26 protein-coding genes are annotated in these 16,737 nt (G+C 51.6%); 6 read left to right on the forward strand and 20 right to left on the reverse strand.

The window, feature by feature from the left end; genetic code table 11:
* The first annotated feature begins 355 nt into the window (after window positions 1-355).
* The gene (locus ACERY3_RS17205; protein ID WP_058841964.1) at window positions 356-910 is read left to right on the forward strand and encodes a gamma carbonic anhydrase family protein; all 555 of its coding nucleotides are present in this window, start codon (window positions 356-358) and stop codon (window positions 908-910) included.
* Here the strand turns inward: ACERY3_RS17205 and ACERY3_RS17210 are convergent.
* Genes ACERY3_RS17210 through dprA form a run of 6 tightly spaced genes read right to left on the reverse strand, consistent with a single transcriptional unit; the run spans window position 886 to window position 4,669 of the window.
* Window positions 886-1,134 carry a DUF1488 domain-containing protein gene (locus tag ACERY3_RS17210; RefSeq protein ID WP_373226150.1) on the reverse strand — a complete coding sequence of 83 codons (249 nt, stop codon included), beginning with the start codon at window positions 1,132-1,134 and terminating at the stop codon, window positions 886-888. The two genes, ACERY3_RS17205 and ACERY3_RS17210, sit on opposite strands and share 25 nt — an antisense overlap.
* Window positions 1,131-1,949, reverse strand: a complete 819-nt coding sequence (aroE, locus tag ACERY3_RS17215; RefSeq protein ID WP_048976998.1) for a shikimate dehydrogenase — start codon at window positions 1,947-1,949, stop codon at window positions 1,131-1,133. The genes ACERY3_RS17210 and aroE overlap by 4 nt, the downstream gene beginning before the upstream one ends.
* A gap of 4 nt (window positions 1,950-1,953) precedes the next feature.
* A complete protein-coding gene (gene tsaC, locus ACERY3_RS17220; protein WP_033146781.1) occupies window positions 1,954-2,526 on the reverse strand; it encodes an L-threonylcarbamoyladenylate synthase type 1 TsaC in 573 nt (190 codons plus the stop codon).
* Window positions 2,519-3,073, reverse strand: coding sequence for a type I DNA topoisomerase (locus tag ACERY3_RS17225; protein ID WP_023309445.1), 555 nt, complete (start codon window positions 3,071-3,073; stop codon window positions 2,519-2,521). The genes tsaC and ACERY3_RS17225 overlap by 8 nt, the downstream gene beginning before the upstream one ends.
* 26 nt (window positions 3,074-3,099) lie before the next feature.
* A complete protein-coding gene (smg, locus tag ACERY3_RS17230; RefSeq protein ID WP_008503477.1) occupies window positions 3,100-3,573 on the reverse strand; it encodes a DUF494 family protein Smg in 474 nt (157 codons plus the stop codon).
* Window positions 3,545-4,669, reverse strand: coding sequence for a DNA-protecting protein DprA (gene dprA / locus ACERY3_RS17235; RefSeq protein WP_058841967.1), 1,125 nt, complete (start codon window positions 4,667-4,669; stop codon window positions 3,545-3,547). The genes smg and dprA overlap by 29 nt, the downstream gene beginning before the upstream one ends.
* A gap of 127 nt (window positions 4,670-4,796) precedes the next feature.
* Between dprA and def the strand changes: the two genes are divergently transcribed.
* From def to mscL, 5 genes are all read left to right on the forward strand, one after another.
* Window positions 4,797-5,306, forward strand: a complete 510-nt coding sequence (gene def, locus ACERY3_RS17240; RefSeq protein WP_006812188.1) for a peptide deformylase — start codon at window positions 4,797-4,799, stop codon at window positions 5,304-5,306.
* A gap of 25 nt (window positions 5,307-5,331) precedes the next feature.
* Complete coding sequence (gene fmt, locus ACERY3_RS17245) at window positions 5,332-6,279, forward strand: methionyl-tRNA formyltransferase (protein ID WP_058841968.1); 948 nt, start codon at window positions 5,332-5,334, stop codon at window positions 6,277-6,279.
* 52 nt (window positions 6,280-6,331) lie between these two features.
* A complete protein-coding gene (rsmB, locus tag ACERY3_RS17250) occupies window positions 6,332-7,618 on the forward strand; it encodes a 16S rRNA (cytosine(967)-C(5))-methyltransferase RsmB (RefSeq protein WP_058842014.1) in 1,287 nt (428 codons plus the stop codon).
* Between the two features lie 22 nt (window positions 7,619-7,640).
* The gene (trkA, locus tag ACERY3_RS17255; RefSeq protein WP_008503482.1) at window positions 7,641-9,017 is read left to right on the forward strand and encodes a Trk system potassium transporter TrkA; all 1,377 of its coding nucleotides are present in this window, start codon (window positions 7,641-7,643) and stop codon (window positions 9,015-9,017) included.
* A 146-nt stretch (window positions 9,018-9,163) separates the two neighbouring features.
* The gene (gene mscL, locus ACERY3_RS17260; protein WP_023309449.1) at window positions 9,164-9,574 is read left to right on the forward strand and encodes a large-conductance mechanosensitive channel protein MscL; all 411 of its coding nucleotides are present in this window, start codon (window positions 9,164-9,166) and stop codon (window positions 9,572-9,574) included.
* Here mscL and ACERY3_RS17265 read toward each other — a convergent pair whose 3' ends face one another.
* The 14 genes from ACERY3_RS17265 to rplR form a co-directional block, all read right to left on the reverse strand.
* A complete protein-coding gene (locus ACERY3_RS17265) occupies window positions 9,575-9,790 on the reverse strand; it encodes an alternative ribosome-rescue factor A (RefSeq protein WP_023333665.1) in 216 nt (71 codons plus the stop codon).
* 57 nt (window positions 9,791-9,847) lie between these two features.
* On the reverse strand, window positions 9,848-10,273 hold the full coding sequence (zntR, locus tag ACERY3_RS17270; RefSeq protein ID WP_058841969.1) for a Zn(2+)-responsive transcriptional regulator: 426 nt from the start codon (window positions 10,271-10,273) through the stop codon (window positions 9,848-9,850).
* 2 nt (window positions 10,274-10,275) lie between these two features.
* A complete protein-coding gene (locus ACERY3_RS17275) occupies window positions 10,276-10,644 on the reverse strand; it encodes a DUF1992 domain-containing protein (RefSeq protein ID WP_047059612.1) in 369 nt (122 codons plus the stop codon).
* Between the two features lie 107 nt (window positions 10,645-10,751).
* The gene (gene rplQ, locus ACERY3_RS17280; RefSeq protein ID WP_001216368.1) at window positions 10,752-11,135 is read right to left on the reverse strand and encodes a 50S ribosomal protein L17; all 384 of its coding nucleotides are present in this window, start codon (window positions 11,133-11,135) and stop codon (window positions 10,752-10,754) included.
* A gap of 40 nt (window positions 11,136-11,175) precedes the next feature.
* Window positions 11,176-12,165, reverse strand: coding sequence for a DNA-directed RNA polymerase subunit alpha (gene rpoA, locus ACERY3_RS17285; protein WP_002919219.1), 990 nt, complete (start codon window positions 12,163-12,165; stop codon window positions 11,176-11,178).
* Between the two features lie 25 nt (window positions 12,166-12,190).
* The gene (gene rpsD / locus ACERY3_RS17290; protein WP_004868345.1) at window positions 12,191-12,811 is read right to left on the reverse strand and encodes a 30S ribosomal protein S4; all 621 of its coding nucleotides are present in this window, start codon (window positions 12,809-12,811) and stop codon (window positions 12,191-12,193) included.
* 33 nt (window positions 12,812-12,844) lie between these two features.
* Window positions 12,845-13,234, reverse strand: a complete 390-nt coding sequence (gene rpsK / locus ACERY3_RS17295) for a 30S ribosomal protein S11 (RefSeq protein WP_003863312.1) — start codon at window positions 13,232-13,234, stop codon at window positions 12,845-12,847.
* Between the two features lie 16 nt (window positions 13,235-13,250).
* Window positions 13,251-13,607, reverse strand: coding sequence for a 30S ribosomal protein S13 (gene rpsM / locus ACERY3_RS17300; protein ID WP_003863308.1), 357 nt, complete (start codon window positions 13,605-13,607; stop codon window positions 13,251-13,253).
* A 146-nt stretch (window positions 13,608-13,753) separates the two neighbouring features.
* Window positions 13,754-13,870, reverse strand: coding sequence for a 50S ribosomal protein L36 (rpmJ, locus tag ACERY3_RS17305; protein WP_000868187.1), 117 nt, complete (start codon window positions 13,868-13,870; stop codon window positions 13,754-13,756).
* 31 nt (window positions 13,871-13,901) lie between these two features.
* Window positions 13,902-15,233: a preprotein translocase subunit SecY gene (gene secY / locus ACERY3_RS17310; RefSeq protein ID WP_003863305.1), complete on the reverse strand. Its 1,332-nt coding sequence runs from the start codon at window positions 15,231-15,233 to the stop codon at window positions 13,902-13,904.
* Between the two features lie 7 nt (window positions 15,234-15,240).
* Window positions 15,241-15,675: a 50S ribosomal protein L15 gene (gene rplO, locus ACERY3_RS17315; protein WP_003863304.1), complete on the reverse strand. Its 435-nt coding sequence runs from the start codon at window positions 15,673-15,675 to the stop codon at window positions 15,241-15,243.
* A gap of 3 nt (window positions 15,676-15,678) precedes the next feature.
* A complete protein-coding gene (rpmD, locus tag ACERY3_RS17320; protein ID WP_003863301.1) occupies window positions 15,679-15,858 on the reverse strand; it encodes a 50S ribosomal protein L30 in 180 nt (59 codons plus the stop codon).
* A 6-nt stretch (window positions 15,859-15,864) separates the two neighbouring features.
* A complete protein-coding gene (gene rpsE / locus ACERY3_RS17325) occupies window positions 15,865-16,365 on the reverse strand; it encodes a 30S ribosomal protein S5 (RefSeq protein ID WP_003863299.1) in 501 nt (166 codons plus the stop codon).
* A 14-nt stretch (window positions 16,366-16,379) separates the two neighbouring features.
* The gene (rplR, locus tag ACERY3_RS17330) at window positions 16,380-16,733 is read right to left on the reverse strand and encodes a 50S ribosomal protein L18 (protein WP_003863297.1); all 354 of its coding nucleotides are present in this window, start codon (window positions 16,731-16,733) and stop codon (window positions 16,380-16,382) included.
* Window positions 16,734-16,737 lie beyond the last annotated feature (4 nt).

The following is a 16,737-nucleotide window of genomic DNA, read 5'->3' on the forward strand; positions in this document are numbered from 1 at the left end:
CAGATTGTCTGATAAATTGTTAAAGAGCAGTGCAACGCGGCTTTCGCTCACCGTTGCGAGGTGGCGTATATTACGCTTTCCTCTTTCAGAGTCAACCCGTTATTTCAGAATTTTTCTCTTCAACCGACCGCGTTGTCTGTGAAGTGATTCACATCCGCCGTGTCGATGGAGGCGCATTATAGGGATCCCATTTTTTAGCACAAGTATTTTTTAGATCTTTTTTTCCGACTGCTGATTTTCCGCGCTTTTCGCTGAAATCCCGCCCGATCTGCTTAAATATTGACGTATTTTGCCTTGCCGCGATCCATTAATATGATCAAAGTCTTCTGTATAGCGCTCATTGTTAGAGGTAGATATGCCTGCAGTATTACGTCCTTATAAAGATCTGTTCCCCCAAAAAGGCGATCGCGTGATGATCGATGCCAGCAGCGTGGTGATCGGCGATGTCCGAATGGCCGATGACGTCAGCATCTGGCCCCTCGTCGCCATCAGGGGAGATGTTAACTATGTGTCGATTGGCGCCCGTACCAATATTCAGGACGGCAGCGTTCTGCATGTCACGCACAAATCCTCCTATAACCCGGACGGTAATCCCCTCATCATTGGAGAAGAGGTTACCGTCGGCCATAAAGTGATGCTTCACGGCTGCACTATCGGGAATCGCGTACTTGTTGGCATGGGGTCGATTTTGCTGGATGGCGTCATAGTAGAAGATGACGTAATGATTGGTGCCGGTAGCCTGGTCCCGCAGAACAAACGGCTGGAGAGTGGCTATCTCTATCTGGGAAGCCCGGTAAAACAGATCCGCCCCCTGAAGGAGGCGGAGATCGAAGGATTAAAATACTCGGCGAACAACTACGTTAACTGGAAGAATGACTATTTGGATCAGGACAACCAAACCCAGCCCTGATCGTCTTCCTGCTGTTCGCGGATTAAATCGCTGGCTTCCTCTTCCAGATCCCAGCGATTTTCACAAAATATCGCTATCGGGTCTGAACCGCCAAAACGGCGCAACAGCGTCTCCCCATGAATGGCACAGGTAAGTTGCATCCCCTGCACCAGCACCGGAAAATAGACCGCTTGTTTAGTCTCATCCCAGTTCTCTCTGTCCGGGAAATGGATAGCCTGGTTCATGCCGAAAGCTCCTGCTTTAACTTTTCAATGACAGGTTCGACCGCAGGCAACACGCCATGCCAGAGCAGCACCGCATGCGCGGCCTGACCCACCAGCATTCCCAGTCCATCGGCTAACTGCTTCGCGCCGTGTTGTTCACACCAGTTAAGGAAAGGCGTTTTCCCTTTCTGATAAAACATGTCATAGAAGTACATATGCGCGCTGACCAGAGAAGCGGGAATTGCCGGGATCTCGCCATTGATGCCGCTGGACGTGGCATTGATGACAAGATCGAACTCACGATCGGCAAGATCGTCAAGCGCTACCGCGCTCACGCTGCCGGTATGCTCAAACAACGCCGCCAGCGCTTCCGCGCGGGAAAAGGTTCTGTTGGTAATGGTCACCGCACAGTCCAGTGAAAGCAGAGGCAACAGTACTCCCCGCGATGCGCCACCCGCACCAATCAGCAGGACCCGGAATCCGGGCTTAATAAACGACAGTCGTTCCAGATCGCTAAGTAAACCAATTCCGTCGGTGTTGTCACCCAAAAGGCGCCCATCCTCAAGCCGCTTTAGGGTATTGACTGCACCAGCCAGTGAAGCGCGCTCGGTCAGCTCATCCGCACGTTCAAAGGCTTCCTCTTTAAAAGGAACCGTCACATTCGCGCCTTTACCGCCCGCGGCGAAAAAAGCCTCCAGCGTTGGAATAAAGGCATCCACCGGTGCCAGTACGCGACCATAGGGATGATTTATCTGCAGCTGCTTCGCAAATTGCTGATGGATCAACGGTGACTTGCTGTGTGCAATCGGATTACCAAAAACAGCATAGGTTTCCATGAGATTACCCCTGGCGAAAACGTTCGCCGGTCAAAGCGTCGCGAATTTCAGACGGATTCAGGCGCCCTCCCGTTTCACCGACAGCGACTGGGAAGTCATTCCCGAACTGCGCCAGTACTTCTTCGGTTGTCCGACAAGGTGGCAATCCGGTCAGGTTGGCGCTAGTTGAGACCAGCGGTTTACCAAATGCCAGGCAAAGTTCAACAACCAGCGGATGGTCAGTTACGCGAACGGCGAGGGAATCAAAACGTCCGGTTAACCAGCGAGGCGTAGTCGGCTGCGCCGGGAAAACGAAGGTCACCGGGCCAGGCCACGCGGAGAAGATAGTCTCGCGCTGCGCCGGCGTCAGCATGGAGTCATCGATATAGGGTTTAAGCTGCTCATAATTCGCAGCGATCAAAATCAGCCCTTTCTCGACGGGTCTTTGTTTTAAGGCAAGCAGTCGGCTTACGGCCGTCTCGCTGTCAGGATCGCAACCGACTCCAAAAACAGCTTCAGTTGGATAGGCGATGACTTCTTCTTTTTTCAGTACGTCCACAGCATGCGCAATGGAGCCTGATGGCAGGTTATTATTCACTATTTTGATCCGCCGTAACCGGCTTTCCACATTGTTTACTGGCGCAGAAGCGTTTCATGCCTTGCGCGGTTTTCTTCTCTATAAGTAGCGGATAATTGCAATGAGGGCAGGTTCCCGCTACCGGTTTAAAATTGATAACGAACTGGCATTCAGGGTAGCGATCGCACGAATGGAAAGTCTTACCATAACGGGAACGGCGCTGTACCAACTGACCGCGCTGACACTGAGGGCACGCAATTGCCGTTTCATCAGGCTTATCAATTTGTTCCGTATGCTCACATTCCGGGTAGCGGCTACATCCAATAAACATGCCGAATCGCCCCTGCCGCAGGGCTAATTCACCACCGCAGAGTGGGCAATACTGACCTTCCAGAATTTTAACGATATGTCCATCCGCCTGGCTTTTCAGGGGACGGACATAATCACATTCCGGATAGTGTGAACAACCGAGAAACGGGCCGTGTTTCCCGGACCGAATAACAAGTTCAGCCCCGCACTGCGGGCAGGGCTCGTTTTTATGCACCGTGAATAGTGCTGATTTGGCCATAACAACTCTTGGTGCTGCACATTGAATTAGTGCAGCATACCTTCATTCACTTCAAAGAGTAATTCTTCCATTTGCTGATAGGCGTTTTCACAGCCCGGGATATTAAACAGAACCATCAGGATCACCCACTTGAGATCTTCCAGTTCAAATTCTGCTGTATCCAGCGCCATGACGCGCTCTATCACCATTTCTCTCGTTTCGAGGTTCAGCACCTGAATCTGCTCAAGGAATAAGATGAACCCCCGGCAGCTGGCGTCCAGCCTTTCACACTCTTCCGCTGTATAAATGCGTACTGACAATGGGTCAGAAGCAAGCTGCATCGGTTCGGCGAGGCCTTCCTGATAATCAGCCAGTTTTTCCAGCCACATCAACGCATTATAGATATCTTCCCGCTCAAACCCCGCATCGGTAAGATCCTGTGTCAATTTGTCCTGATCCACTCGCATTTCTGCTTCGTTATGGATGTAAGTCTCAAACAAATACATCAGTACGTCGAACATGGCATGCCCTCCTTAATCGGACATAGCCGCCGGGTACAGCTGCGATCCACCCTGCTAACTCCAGTTCGAGTAGCTGTGCTACCGTTACTGGCACAGGTTGGCCGGCACGTTCAGCGACAACGTCAACAGGTGTTACCTCATCTCCTACGTTAGCCAGGAGCTTGGGAAATGGCAATGCCACCTTTCCCTGATCTGATGAATATTGTCGCTTTTCGGGATCTTCCTGCAGCCATTGCAACCCATATTGCAAATTTTCAAGAATATCTCCTACTTCCGTTACCGGCGTTGCCCCCTGCTTAATCAGCCAGTGGGGCCCCTCGCATCCGGGGTTACCTATCGGTCCAGGTAAGGCGAAGACTTCTCTTCCCTGTTCGAGCGCGCATCGCGCCGTGACCAGCGAACCGCTTCGGCGCGCCGCTTCAACCACCAGCACGCCTTTGCTAAGCCCGCTGATAATTCGATTACGACGCGGAAAGTTTGCCGGCCTGGGCTGTGCGGAAAGCGGAAACTCAGACACTATAGCGCCGTCAGATTCGATAAGCCGCATCGCCAACGCCTGATGCCGGCGTGGATAAATGCTAAAAAGACCGTTCCCCAGCACCGCTACACTTCGTCCTTTAACTGACAGCGCCGCAGTGTGGGCTACGCCGTCAATACCGCAGGCCAGACCGCTGGTGATCGTGAAACCGCTTTGCGACAGTTGTTCGCACAGGATTTTCCCCCATCGCTCGCCGTACCATGACGGCGAACGACTGCCTACCACCGCCAGTTGAACCGTATTAAGCGCCTCAGGGTTACCTTTTATGAATAATGCCCCGGGATAATCTGGAATTGTTCGGAGTAAAGGAGGATAAAGGGGATGGTTGGCCGTTAATAAATAATGTCCAGGCTGCTCAAGCCACACAAGGCTACGTTCCAGCTCGCTCTCATCGAGTGCAAAGAACCGTTCAGCCTGCTTTGCTGTCAGCCCGGCCTCTCTGGCGACGAGCACGTTGAGGTGTTCCAGCTTCTGCAGTCGCGCAGCCGCTTCCAGCATTACATCACCACACAGAGACCCAGTGTGTACTAGCCGTAGCCATATCTCGGTAGACGTCATCCTTTCCCCTGCCATAAGCGGCCTCCGCAATCATTGCGATTGGTCACTGATGCTGTCAATCGATGGGGGATTTGTCTAGAATAGAGAGAGTATTCTTATCAACTCCTGAACACGACTCTGGAAATTTATGGCAGTTTTGCAAGTGTTACATATTCCGGACGAGCGCCTTCGCATCGTCGCTGAACCGGTCAAAGAAGTGAATGCAGAAATCCAGCGTATCGTTGATGATATGTTCGATACCATGTACGCCGAAGAAGGTATTGGCCTGGCGGCGACGCAGGTGGATATTCATAAGCGTATTATCGTGATTGATGTTTCCGAAAATCGCGATGAGCGTCTGGTGCTGATCAACCCTGAGCTTCTCGAAAAGAGTGGCGAAACCGGTATTGAGGAAGGCTGTCTGTCCATTCCTGAACAGCGCGCTTTAGTACCGCGTGCCGAAAAGGTGAAAATTCGCGCTCTGGATCGTGACGGTAACCCGTTCGAACTGGAAGCAGACGACCTGCTGGCGATTTGTATTCAGCATGAGATGGATCACCTGGTCGGTAAACTGTTTATCGATTATCTCTCGCCGCTGAAGCAGCAGCGTATTCGTCAAAAAGTAGAGAAACTGGATCGTTTGCGTTCTCGCGCATAACGTCCCCCCGGATACAAGGATCATCGTGTCTAAAACACTACGTATTATCTTCGCGGGAACCCCTGATTTTGCAGCGCGTCATCTTGACGCGCTGTTATCTTCTGGTCACCAGGTTGTTGGCGTCTTTACCCAGCCTGACCGTCCGGCAGGTCGAGGTAAAAAACTGATGCCGAGCCCGGTAAAGGTGCTGGCAGAAGAGCATGGGCTACCCGTTTTCCAGCCCGCATCGTTACGCCCACAGGAAAATCAGCAGCTGGTTGCTGACCTGAATGCCGACGTAATGGTGGTGGTGGCTTACGGTTTAATTCTGCCGAAAGCTGTGCTCGATATGCCTCGCCTGGGGTGCATCAACGTGCACGGGTCTCTGCTTCCGCGCTGGCGTGGTGCTGCACCTATCCAGCGCTCGCTGTGGGCAGGTGATGCCGAAACGGGCGTTACTATTATGAAGATGGACGTAGGTTTAGACACCGGCGATATGCTGTATAAACTGGCCTGCCCCATTACGTCAGACGATACCAGCGCTACGCTGTATGACAAACTGGCAGACCTTGGTCCACAAGGGCTTATCGAGACGCTCCAGCAGTTTGCTGACAACACGGCGAAACCGGAAGTTCAGGATGACGCGCTGGTGACTTATGCCGAAAAACTGAGCAAAGAAGAAGCGCGTATCGACTGGTCCCTGTCAGCCGCGCAGCTTGAACGCTGCATCCGCGCTTTTAATCCGTGGCCGATGAGCTGGATGGAGATTGATGAGCAGCCGGTGAAAGTCTGGAAAGCCTCCGTCATTAGCGGTACTACCACGGCTGAACCCGGTACGATTGTTGACGCCAACAAGAACGGGATCCAGGTGGCGACCGCACAAGGGATCCTGAATCTTGAATCGCTACAACCGGCCGGCAAGAAGGCCATGAGCGCTCAGGATCTGTTAAATTCCCGTCGCGAATGGTTTATTCCGGGCAATCGTCTTGCCTGAGCAAATCTATCCTTAAGGCCCGGTGTTTCCGGGCATTTTTATTTTTACGGTTATGAAAAAACAAAATCTACGCAGTATGGCGGCTCAGGCCGTTGAGCAGGTTATCGAGCAGGGCCAGTCCTTAAGTAACGTCCTGCCTCCCCTGCAACAAAAAGTATCTGATAAAGACAAAGCCCTGCTTCAGGAGCTCTGCTTTGGCGTTCTGCGCACGCTATCTCAGCTTGAGTGGTTGATTAACAAACTGATGTCACGCCCAATGACAGGCAAGCAGCGCACCGTACACTATTTGATTATGGTGGGTTTTTATCAGCTTCTTCATACCCGCATCCCACCGCATGCCGCGCTGGCTGAGACGGTTGAAGGCGCCGTTGCGATTAAACGCCCTCAGCTGAAAGGGCTGATCAACGGCGTACTGCGTCAGTTCCAGAGACAGCAGGAAGAGCTTCTGGCTGAATTTGCCCAAAGCGAAGCACGTTTCCTGCACCCGGACTGGCTGTTGAAGCGCCTGAAAAAAGCTTATCCACAGCAGTGGCAGGAGATTGCCGAGGCCAACAACCAGCGCCCGCCAATGTGGCTACGCGTGAATCGGAATCACCACACCCGTGACGCATGGCTGGCAATGCTTGAAGAAGCTGGAATGAGTGGATTCCCGCATCAAGCCTATCCGGATGCAGTACGCCTGGCCTCACCGACACCGGTACATGCATTACCCGGTTTTGATGAAGGCTGGGTAACAGTACAGGATGCCTCGGCTCAGGGTTGCATGACCTGGCTTGAACCCAAAAATGGTGAGCAGATCCTCGATCTTTGCGCCGCGCCTGGGGGAAAAACGACGCATATTCTTGAAGTGGCTCCGCAGGCCAGCGTGCTGGCAGTGGATGTCGATGAACAGCGTCTCTCACGCGTCTACGACAACCTCAAGCGTCTGGGCATGAAGGCTCAGGTTAAGCAGGGCGATGGACGCAAACCCGCAGAATGGTGCGGTGAAACCCAGTTCGATCGCATTTTGCTGGATGCCCCCTGCTCTGCAACCGGTGTTATTCGTCGTCATCCGGACATCAAGTGGCTACGCCGCGATCGTGATATTCAGGAACTTGCCCAACTGCAATCCGACATTCTCGACGCCATTTGGCCGCATCTTAAATCTGGCGGAACGCTGGTCTATGCAACCTGCTCCGTGCTGCCGGAAGAAAACAGCCAGCAAATCGCGGCCTTCCTTAAACGTACGCCGGACGCCGCGCTGCGCGATACGGGAACGCCTGAATCCCCAGGTCTGCAGAACCTGCCGGGTGCTGAAGAGGGCGATGGCTTCTTTTACGCTAAGCTAATCAAAGAATGATGTTGAGAACAGGTCACGAGATATGAAGATTATCATTCTGGGTGCAGGACAGGTGGGCGGAACGCTGGCGGAAAACCTGGTTGGCGAAAACAACGACATCACAATCGTTGATACCAACGGCGATCGTCTGCGTGTCTTACAGGACAAGTTTGACCTGCGCGTGGTGCAGGGTCATGGTTCGCACCCACGCGTTCTTCGTGAGGCGGGCGCCGACGATGCCGACATGCTGGTTGCGGTAACCAGTTCTGACGAAACCAATATGGTGGCCTGTCAGGTGGCCTACTCGCTTTTCAACACGCCAAACCGAATTGCGCGCATTCGCTCTCCGGACTATGTTCGCGATGCTGAAAAACTGTTTAATTCCGAAGCGGTCCCCATTGACCACCTCATCGCGCCAGAACAGCTGGTTATCGACAATATCTATCGCCTGATCGAATATCCGGGCGCTCTGCAGGTGGTGAACTTTGCCGAGGGCAAAGTGAGCCTGGCAGTGGTTAAGGCCTATTACGGCGGACCATTGATCGGCAATGCGCTTTCCACCATGCGCGAGCATATGCCGCATATCGATACGCGCGTCGCAGCGATTTTCCGTCACGACAGGCCAATTCGCCCGCAAGGTTCAACGATTGTCGAAGCCGGTGATGAGGTCTTCTTTATTGCGGCCTCACAGCATATTCGTGCGGTGATGAGTGAACTTCAGCGTCTCGAAAAACCCTATAAGCGCATTATGCTGGTCGGCGGTGGCAATATCGGTGCCGGCCTGGCACATCGGCTGGAAAAAGATTACAGCGTGAAGTTGATCGAGCGCGATCAACAGCGTGCTGCTGAACTAGCGGAAAAACTGCAAAATACGATCGTATTTTATGGTGATGCGTCGGATCAGGAGCTACTGGCTGAAGAGCATATTGATCAGGTTGATCTCTTTATTGCCGTCACCAACGACGACGAGGCGAATATAATGTCCGCCATGCTCGCGAAGCGCATGGGGGCTAAAAAAGTCATGGTGCTTATCCAGCGTAAGGCGTATGTCGATCTGGTTCAAGGCAGCGTTATTGATATTGCCATTTCCCCTCAGCAGGCGACAATTTCCGCGCTCCTGAGCCATGTTCGTAAAGCGGATATTGTCGGTGTGTCATCGCTTCGCCGTGGCGTAGCGGAAGCTATTGAAGCCGTTGCTCATGGAGATGAAACGACGTCGCGGGTCGTCGGCCGTTCGATCGACGAAATTAAACTGCCGCCAGGCACGATAATCGGCGCCGTTGTGCGCGGGAATGATGTCATGATTGCCAATGATAATTTACGAATTGAGCAAGGCGATCACGTTATTATGTTCCTTACCGATAAAAAGTTTATTACCGACGTCGAACGTTTATTCCAGCCAAGTCCATTCTTCCTTTAAAGAATTGGGTGCTCAAGTAAGAGCACCCTTACTTTATCCTTTTCATTTCTGTGCCTTTTATTTTTCATAATGTTTAATTATCCCGAATGGCAATTGGCTAATCATTTGTTAAACTTAAACTCGTCAGCTGGCACAAGGAGAGAAAAATGAGTTTTATTAAAGAATTTCGCGAATTTGCGATGCGCGGGAACGTGGTAGATTTGGCAGTGGGTGTCATTATTGGTGCGGCATTCGGCAAGATTGTTTCATCATTAGTGGCCGACATTATCATGCCACCTTTAGGGTTGTTAATCGGCGGCATTGATTTCAAACAGTTCGCTTTCACGCTGCGTGAAGCGCAGGGTGATGTTCCGGCAGTAGTGATGCACTACGGCGTATTTATTCAGAACGTATTTGATTTTGTGATTGTCGCGTTTGCCATATTTATGGCCATCAAGCTGATCAACAGGCTCAACCGTAAAAAAGAAGAGCCGGCTGCAGCACCTGCGCCAACGAAAGAAGAAGTGCTGTTGAGTGAGATCCGCGATCTGTTAAAAGAGCAAAATAACCGCGTCTAATCAACAGATAAAAGCAGGAAGGCCAGTGGTAAATAAGCGATTCGCTTGCTTGCCACTGGCCTCCCAGTTACCCCGTTTTTCATGTTTGTCTTTGCGCAGATAACTTCCTTTCCCTTTTTTATTCTTCTCAACGCGCTGCCTGAATAACGGGTCGTGAAGTAACGCCTCAATGGCATTGTCCTTAATTTGTCCTTTCGTGTGCTGATAGCGGCTCATAATGTCTCCAGAGCAGGGTTTATGACGAAGCGAGTCTAGACCCGGATGAACTTAAAATCAACAGCCCTGCGTTTCTCTACTCGCTCCCTGCTCAAGGGCTTCGAGAATTGAACAGTAAATGCTGCTGTGGGCCGTACCGCAGCAGGCATCATTCAGCCTTTGCAGAGAGCGCTGCATGGTTTGCAGTTCCTGTATACGCGCTTCAACTTCATCCAGCCGGGCCTGCACGATGCTTTTAGATTCCTGGCAGGTGTGATGTTCCGGATCGATGCGGATCGATAATAACTCGCGGATCGAATCCAGTGTAAAACCGAGCTGACGCGCATAACGAATAAACCGCAGGCGCTGCAGATCGTTATCGGAATAGAGGCGAAAGCCTCCTTCAGTCCGAACTTCATGATCGATCATCTGCTGCTTTTCGTAATATCGGATGGTATCCGGCGTGACGTTCGCAAGCTTCGCAAGTTCACCGATACGGTACATAACTACTCCTCGTTTATTTTCTGCATCAATCTTTCACCGTATTCACCGCGCAGAAAATCAGTGTTCATCCCAGCCTGGCGCAGCTTGAGTTCAAGCAGGGCGAGGCGGCGGCTAAGTTCAGAATGTCGTGGATCGTCATAGCGGATCCCTTTGAGAAGATCGGCCAGTTCAACAGCCTCTCTGCGCTGTTCGAGCTCCGGGGGGAGACAGCCCGCATTTTTCAGTAAACGGTATCCAGCCCGTAGTTCAGGCGCGATGTGCGAGTCATCGTCAAGCGCAAGGGGTTCACCGCTCCCCGGGAGATCGTCGAATTCACCTTTTTTTTGGGCATCGCGAATATGGCGTTCTGCCCACTGGTCGAGCAACCACATTACCAGCTCCAGGGGATGAACAGAATTGATACAGACATTGTAGAGAAGTGGGGGTATCGCGGATATAAAAAAACCCGCCGGAGCGGGTTTTTTTACGTTACTGCAGATTACTCTGCAGCAGCTTCTGCTTTCTCTGAACGATCAACCAGCTCGATGTAAGCCATCGGCGCGTTGTCGCCTGCACGGAAACCACACTTCAGAATGCGAGTGTAACCACCGGCACGGCTCGCGAAACGCGGGCCCAGTTCGTTAAACAGTTTTGCCACGATCTCGTTATCACGAGTACGGGCGAATGCCAGACGACGATTAGCAACGCTGTCAGTCTTGGCAAGAGTAATCAGCGGCTCAACTACGCGACGCAGCTCTTTCGCTTTAGGCAGGGTCGTCTTGATGATCTCATGACGAACCAGTGAACCTGCCATGTTGCGGAACATAGCCTGGCGATGGCTGCTGTTGCGGTTCAGTTGACGACCACTCTTACGATGGCGCATGACCTTATCCTTCTCAGTAAAACCTTAACCTGTGATCCGGTTACTCGTCAGCAATGCTTGCCGGTGGCCAGTTTTCCAGGCGCATGCCCAGAGACAGACCACGTGAAGCCAGCACGTCTTTAATCTCAGTAAGAGATTTTTTACCCAGGTTCGGCGTTTTCAGCAACTCAACCTCGGTACGCTGTACCAGATCACCGATATAGTGGATAGCTTCTGCCTTAAGGCAGTTAGCAGAGCGGACAGTCAATTCGAGATCGTCAACAGGGCGCAGCAGGATCGGATCGAATTCTGGTTTCTCTTCTTTAACTTCCGGCTGACGTACATCACGTAAGTCAACGAAAGCTTCAAGTTGTTCTGCCAGGATGGTCGCCGCACGACGAATCGCCTCTTCAGGATCGATTGTGCCATTGGTTTCCATTTCGATGACCAGCTTGTCCAGGTCGGTACGCTGTTCTACACGCGCTGCTTCAACATTGTAGGCAATACGCTCTACAGGGCTATAGCATGCGTCGACCAGCAGACGGCCGATTGGGCGCTCATCTTCTTCCGAATGAATTCGGGCAGAAGCCGGCACATAACCACGACCGCGCTGAACTTTGATACGCATGCTAATAGCTGCGTTCTCATCGGTCAGGTGGCAGATCACGTGCTGCGGCTTGACGATTTCAACATCACCGTCGTGGGTGATGTCGGCTGCAGTCACAGGGCCAATGCCAGATTTATTCAGAGTAAGAATAACTTCATCTTTACCCTGAACTCTCACCGCCAGCCCTTTCAGGTTGAGCAGGATTTCAAGGATATCTTCCTGAACGCCTTCTTTGGTGCTGTACTCATGAAGTACACCATCAATCTCAACCTCGGTCACCGCGCAACCCGGCATCGATGAGAGCAGAATACGGCGCAGTGCGTTACCCAGAGTATGGCCAAAGCCACGCTCTAAAGGCTCAAGGGTCACCTTGGCGTGCGTCGAACTCACTTGCTCGATATCTACCAGGCGCGGTTTTAGAAACTCTGTCACAGAACCCTGCATTGTGTCCTCTCTTTGGTACTAAGCTTTACTTGGAGTAAAGCTCGACGATCAGGTGTTCGTTAATGTCCGCAGACAGATCAGAACGTTCTGGCTGACGCTTGAACGTACCTTCCATCTTGCCAGCATCAACTTCCAGCCAGGTTGGCTTTTCACGCTGCTCAGCCAGCTCCAGAGCGGCCTTCACGCGAGATTGCTTTTTCGCTTTCTCACGAATGCTAACAACGTCATTCGCTTTAACCTGATAAGAAGCGATGTTAACAACACGACCGTTTACCATGATTGCTTTGTGGCTAACCAGCTGACGTGATTCAGCACGAGTAGCGCCGAAGCCCATACGGTATACAACGTTGTCCAGACGACCTTCCAGCAGAGCCAGCAGGTTTTCACCTGTGTTGCCTTTCAGACGTGCTGCTTCTTTATAGTAGTTACGGAACTGACGCTCCAGCACACCGTACATACGGCGAACTTTTTGCTTTTCACGCAACTGCACACCATAGTCAGACAGACGCGGTTTACGCGCACCGTGCTGGCCAGGAGCTTGTTCAATTTTACACTTGGTATCGATCGCGCGAACGCCAGACTTAAGGAATAAGTCGGTGCCCTCACGACGGCTCAGCTTGAGCTTAGGACCCAAATATCTTGCCATTTTCTATCTCCAACTAACCTAAAAAACGGAGCGTTATACGCGACGTTTTTTCGGCGGACGACAACCGTTATGAGGGATCGGAGTCACATCAGTAATATTCGTGATGCGGAAACCAGCGGCGTTCAGAGCGCGAACAGTAGATTCACGACCCGGACCCGGACCTTTAACCATAACTTCCAGATTCTTGATGCCGTATTCTTTTACGGCTTCTGCGCAACGCTCTGCTGCAACCTGAGCTGCGAACGGAGTGGATTTGCGAGAACCACGGAAACCGGAACCACCGGCTGTTGCCCAACCCAATGCGTTACCCTGACGATCAGTAATAGTAACGATGGTGTTGTTGAAAGAAGCATGGATATGAGCCACGCCGTCAGAGACTTGTTTTCTTACACGTTTACGTGCACGAACTGGTGCCTTTGCCATTATTCAATCACCCCGATTATTTCTTGATCGGTTTGCGCGGACCCTTACGGGTACGTGCGTTGGTCTTAGTACGCTGACCGCGCACTGGCAGACCACGACGATGACGCAAACCGCGATAGCAACCAAGATCCATCAGGCGCTTGATGCTCATGCTGATTTCACGGCGCAGATCACCTTCAACGACAAATTTGGCAACTTCGTCACGCAGCGTGTCGATTTGTTCTTCAGACAGCTCACTGATCTTAACATCTTCAGCGATACCCGCTGCAGCCAGAATGGCTTTAGAACGGGTCTTGCCGACGCCGTAGATCGAAGTTAATGCGATCACAGCATGTTTCTGATCAGGAATGTTAATGCCTGCTATACGGGCCACTATGCACTCCTACTATTTAATATGTACGCACCATGCTGAAAAGCCCGTTTTCAGGATACTCAAATGGAAACGTACAGACATACAAAAGATTGGCTGGCTAATCTAGCCAGCTCAACCCAACTTTGCAAGAAAAATATGCGAAATAATCAGCCTTGGCGCTGTTTATGCTTCGGCTCGGCACTGCAAATCACACGGATGACACCATCACGCTTAACGATTTTGCAGTTACGGCATAATTTCTTGACGGAAGCACGAACTTTCATTTTTACTCTCCGTAACTTCTCAGGCGACCATTTAGCGGCCGTAGCCTTTCAGGTTCGCCTTCTTCAATGCAGACTCGTACTGACTGGACATCATCAGAGTTTGCACTTGAGCCATAAAGTCCATAATCACGACAACAACGATAAGCAGTGAGGTCCCACCGAAGTAGAACGGTACTTTCATTGCATCACGCATGAACTCCGGGATCAGGCAGATAAAAGTAATATAAAGCGCACCAACCAAAGTCAGGCGAGTCATTACTTTATCGATATACTTCGCCGTTTGCTCTCCCGGACGAATTCCTGGTACAAATGCACCGGACTTCTTCAGGTTATCTGCTGTTTCACGCGGGTTGAAGACCAACGCCGTGTAGAAGAAACAGAAGAAGATGATCGCAGACGCATAGAGTAACACATAAAGTGGTTGCCCAGGCTGCAAATACAGCGAAATTGTTGTCAGCCAGTTCCAACCAGTACCGCCCCCGAACCATGACGCGATGGTCGCCGGGAACAGAATAATACTGGAAGCGAAGATAGCCGGGATAACCCCCGCCATGTTCACTTTCAGCGGTAAATGTGTGCTCTGTGCAGCATAGACACGACGACCCTGCTGACGTTTAGCGTAGTTCACCACAATGCGGCGTTGACCACGTTCAACGAAAACAACAAAGAACGTCACTGCAAATACTAATACTGCAACCAACAGCAACAGGAGGAAGTGCAGGTCGCCTTGACGCGCTTGCTCGATAGTATGGGCGATGGCTGGCGGGAGGCCCGCAACAATACCGGCGAAGATAATGATAGAGATACCGTTACCGATACCACGCTCAGTAATCTGTTCGCCGAGCCACATCAGGAACATAGTCCCTGTGACCAGACTTACAACAGCGGTGAAGTAGAATGCAAAGCCCGGGTTTAACACCAGGCCCTGCATACCAGGCATATTCGGCAGACCGGTAGCAATACCGATCGACTGGAATATTGCCAGCACCAGAGTACCGTAACGGGTGTACTGACTAATCTTACGACGTCCAGACTCCCCTTCTTTCTTCAACTCTGCCAGGGCCGGATGAACGACCGTCAGCAGCTGGATAATAATAGATGCCGAAATGTACGGCATAATACCCAATGCAAAGATAGAAGCACGGCTGAGAGCACCACCAGAGAACATGTTGAACATTTCAATGATGGTGCCTCGCTGTTGCTCAAGCAGTTTGGCAAGTACAGCGGCATCGATACCAGGGATCGGAATAAAAGAGCCAATACGGAACACAATCAGCGCGCCGATAACAAACAGCAGTCTGCGTTTCAGCTCGCCAAATCCACCTTTGGCACTTTGAAAATCTAATCCCGGTTGCTTAGCCATCTGCTACTTATTCCTCAATTTTACCGCCAGCAGCTTCGATAGCAGCACGAGCACCTTTAGTAACACGCAGGCCACGAACAGTTACCGGAGTAGAAACTTCACCAGCCAGGATCACTTTCGCGAACTCGATCTGGATACCGATAATGTTTGCTGCTTTCAGCGTGTTCAGGTCTACAACGCCGCCTTCAACTTTCGCCAGGTCAGACAGACGGATTTCCGCTGTGATCGCTGCTTTGCGAGAGGTGAAGCCGAACTTCGGCAGACGACGGTACAGTGGCATCTGGCCACCCTCGAAACCGCGACGTACGCCACCGCCAGAACGAGAGTTCTGACCTTTGTGACCACGACCACCGGTTTTGCCGAGGCCAGAACCGATACCACGACCCAGGCGTTTACCCGCCTTTTTAGAGCCTTCGGCCGGAGACAGAGTATTTAAACGCATCTCTTACTCCTCAACTTTAACCATGAAGTAAACCGCGTTGACCATACCACGAACAGCGGGAGTATCCTCGCGCTCAACGGTATGACCAATACGACGCAGACCCAGGCCAAGCAGCGTTGCCTTGTGTTTCGGCAGACGACCGATTGCACTGCGGGTTTGAGTGATTTTAATAGTCTTTGCCATGGTCAATTACCCCAGAATTTCTTCAACGGATTTACCACGCTTGGCAGCGACCATTTCTGGAGAATTCATATTTTCCAGGCCATCAATAGTTGCACGAACCACGTTGATCGGGTTGGTGGAACCATATGCTTTGGCCAGAACGTTATGAACCCCAGCAACTTCCAGAACGGCGCGCATTGCACCACCGGCGATGATACCGGTACCTTCTGAAGCTGGCTGCATGAATACACGAGAACCCGTGTGAACACCTTTAACTGGGTGTTGCAGGGTACCGTTGTTCAGCGCGACGTTAATCATATTGCGACGGGCTTTTTCCATCGCTTTCTGGATCGCTGCTGGAACTTCACGCGCTTTACCGTAACCAAAACCAACGCGACCGTTACCATCGCCTACTACAGTCAGAGCTGTGAAGGAGAAAATACGACCACCTTTAACGGTTTTAGATACGCGGTTTACCGCGATCAGCTTTTCCTGCAGTTCGCCAGCCTGTTTTTCGATGTGAGCCATCTTACACCTCTACCTTAGAACTGAAGGCCAGCTTCACGGGCAGCATCTGCCAGTGCCTGGACACGACCATGATATTGGAACCCGGAACGGTCAAAGGAAACATTGCTGATGCCTTTTTCCAGAGCGCGTTCAGCAACAGCTTTACCTACAGCTGCAGCGGCGTCTTTGTTACCGGTGTACTTCAATTGTTCTGAGATAGCTTTTTCTACAGTAGAAGCAGCTACCAGAACTTCAGAACCGTTCGGTGCAATTACCTGTGCGTAAATATGACGCGGGGTACGATGTACCACCAGGCGAGTTGCACCCAGCTCTTTGAGCTTGCGGCGTGCGCGGGTCGCACGACGGATACGAGCAGATTTCTTATCCATAGTG

This window comes from Enterobacter cloacae complex sp. ESBL7 (genome assembly GCF_041679625.1).
In the GTDB taxonomy this organism is placed as follows: Bacteria; Pseudomonadota; Gammaproteobacteria; order Enterobacterales; family Enterobacteriaceae; genus Enterobacter; species Enterobacter asburiae_B.

Excerpts from the sequence above, each read along its gene's own strand:
- mscL (WP_023309449.1), top strand. The coding sequence starts at position 9,164 with ATGAGTTTTATTAAAGAATTTCGCGAATTTGCGATGCGCGGGAACGTG.
- ACERY3_RS17265 (WP_023333665.1), bottom strand. The coding sequence starts at position 9,790 with ATGAGCCGCTATCAGCACACGAAAGGACAAATTAAGGACAATGCCATT.
- rplR (WP_003863297.1), bottom strand. The coding sequence starts at position 16,733 with ATGGATAAGAAATCTGCTCGTATCCGTCGTGCGACCCGCGCACGCCGC.
- smg (WP_008503477.1), bottom strand. The coding sequence starts at position 3,573 with ATGTTCGACGTACTGATGTATTTGTTTGAGACTTACATCCATAACGAA.
- rpmD (WP_003863301.1), bottom strand. The coding sequence starts at position 15,858 with ATGGCAAAGACTATTAAAATCACTCAAACCCGCAGTGCAATCGGTCGT.
- ACERY3_RS17205 (WP_058841964.1), top strand. The coding sequence starts at position 356 with ATGCCTGCAGTATTACGTCCTTATAAAGATCTGTTCCCCCAAAAAGGC.
- rpsE (WP_003863299.1), bottom strand. The coding sequence starts at position 16,365 with ATGGCTCACATCGAAAAACAGGCTGGCGAACTGCAGGAAAAGCTGATC.
- rpsD (WP_004868345.1), bottom strand. The coding sequence starts at position 12,811 with ATGGCAAGATATTTGGGTCCTAAGCTCAAGCTGAGCCGTCGTGAGGGC.
- ACERY3_RS17225 (WP_023309445.1), bottom strand. The coding sequence starts at position 3,073 with ATGGCCAAATCAGCACTATTCACGGTGCATAAAAACGAGCCCTGCCCG.
- rplQ (WP_001216368.1), bottom strand. The coding sequence starts at position 11,135 with ATGCGCCATCGTAAGAGTGGTCGTCAACTGAACCGCAACAGCAGCCAT.
- trkA (WP_008503482.1), top strand. The coding sequence starts at position 7,641 with ATGAAGATTATCATTCTGGGTGCAGGACAGGTGGGCGGAACGCTGGCG.
- rpoA (WP_002919219.1), bottom strand. The coding sequence starts at position 12,165 with ATGCAGGGTTCTGTGACAGAGTTTCTAAAACCGCGCCTGGTAGATATC.
- ACERY3_RS17275 (WP_047059612.1), bottom strand. The coding sequence starts at position 10,644 with ATGTGGTTGCTCGACCAGTGGGCAGAACGCCATATTCGCGATGCCCAA.
- secY (WP_003863305.1), bottom strand. The coding sequence starts at position 15,233 with ATGGCTAAGCAACCGGGATTAGATTTTCAAAGTGCCAAAGGTGGATTT.
- zntR (WP_058841969.1), bottom strand. The coding sequence starts at position 10,273 with ATGTACCGTATCGGTGAACTTGCGAAGCTTGCGAACGTCACGCCGGAT.
- rpsK (WP_003863312.1), bottom strand. The coding sequence starts at position 13,234 with ATGGCAAAGGCACCAGTTCGTGCACGTAAACGTGTAAGAAAACAAGTC.
- aroE (WP_048976998.1), bottom strand. The coding sequence starts at position 1,949 with ATGGAAACCTATGCTGTTTTTGGTAATCCGATTGCACACAGCAAGTCA.
- rsmB (WP_058842014.1), top strand. The coding sequence starts at position 6,332 with ATGAAAAAACAAAATCTACGCAGTATGGCGGCTCAGGCCGTTGAGCAG.
- dprA (WP_058841967.1), bottom strand. The coding sequence starts at position 4,669 with ATGACGTCTACCGAGATATGGCTACGGCTAGTACACACTGGGTCTCTG.
- rpmJ (WP_000868187.1), bottom strand. The coding sequence starts at position 13,870 with ATGAAAGTTCGTGCTTCCGTCAAGAAATTATGCCGTAACTGCAAAATC.
- ACERY3_RS17210 (WP_373226150.1), bottom strand. The coding sequence starts at position 1,134 with ATGAACCAGGCTATCCATTTCCCGGACAGAGAGAACTGGGATGAGACT.
- def (WP_006812188.1), top strand. The coding sequence starts at position 4,797 with ATGGCAGTTTTGCAAGTGTTACATATTCCGGACGAGCGCCTTCGCATC.
- rplO (WP_003863304.1), bottom strand. The coding sequence starts at position 15,675 with ATGCGTTTAAATACTCTGTCTCCGGCCGAAGGCTCTAAAAAGGCGGGT.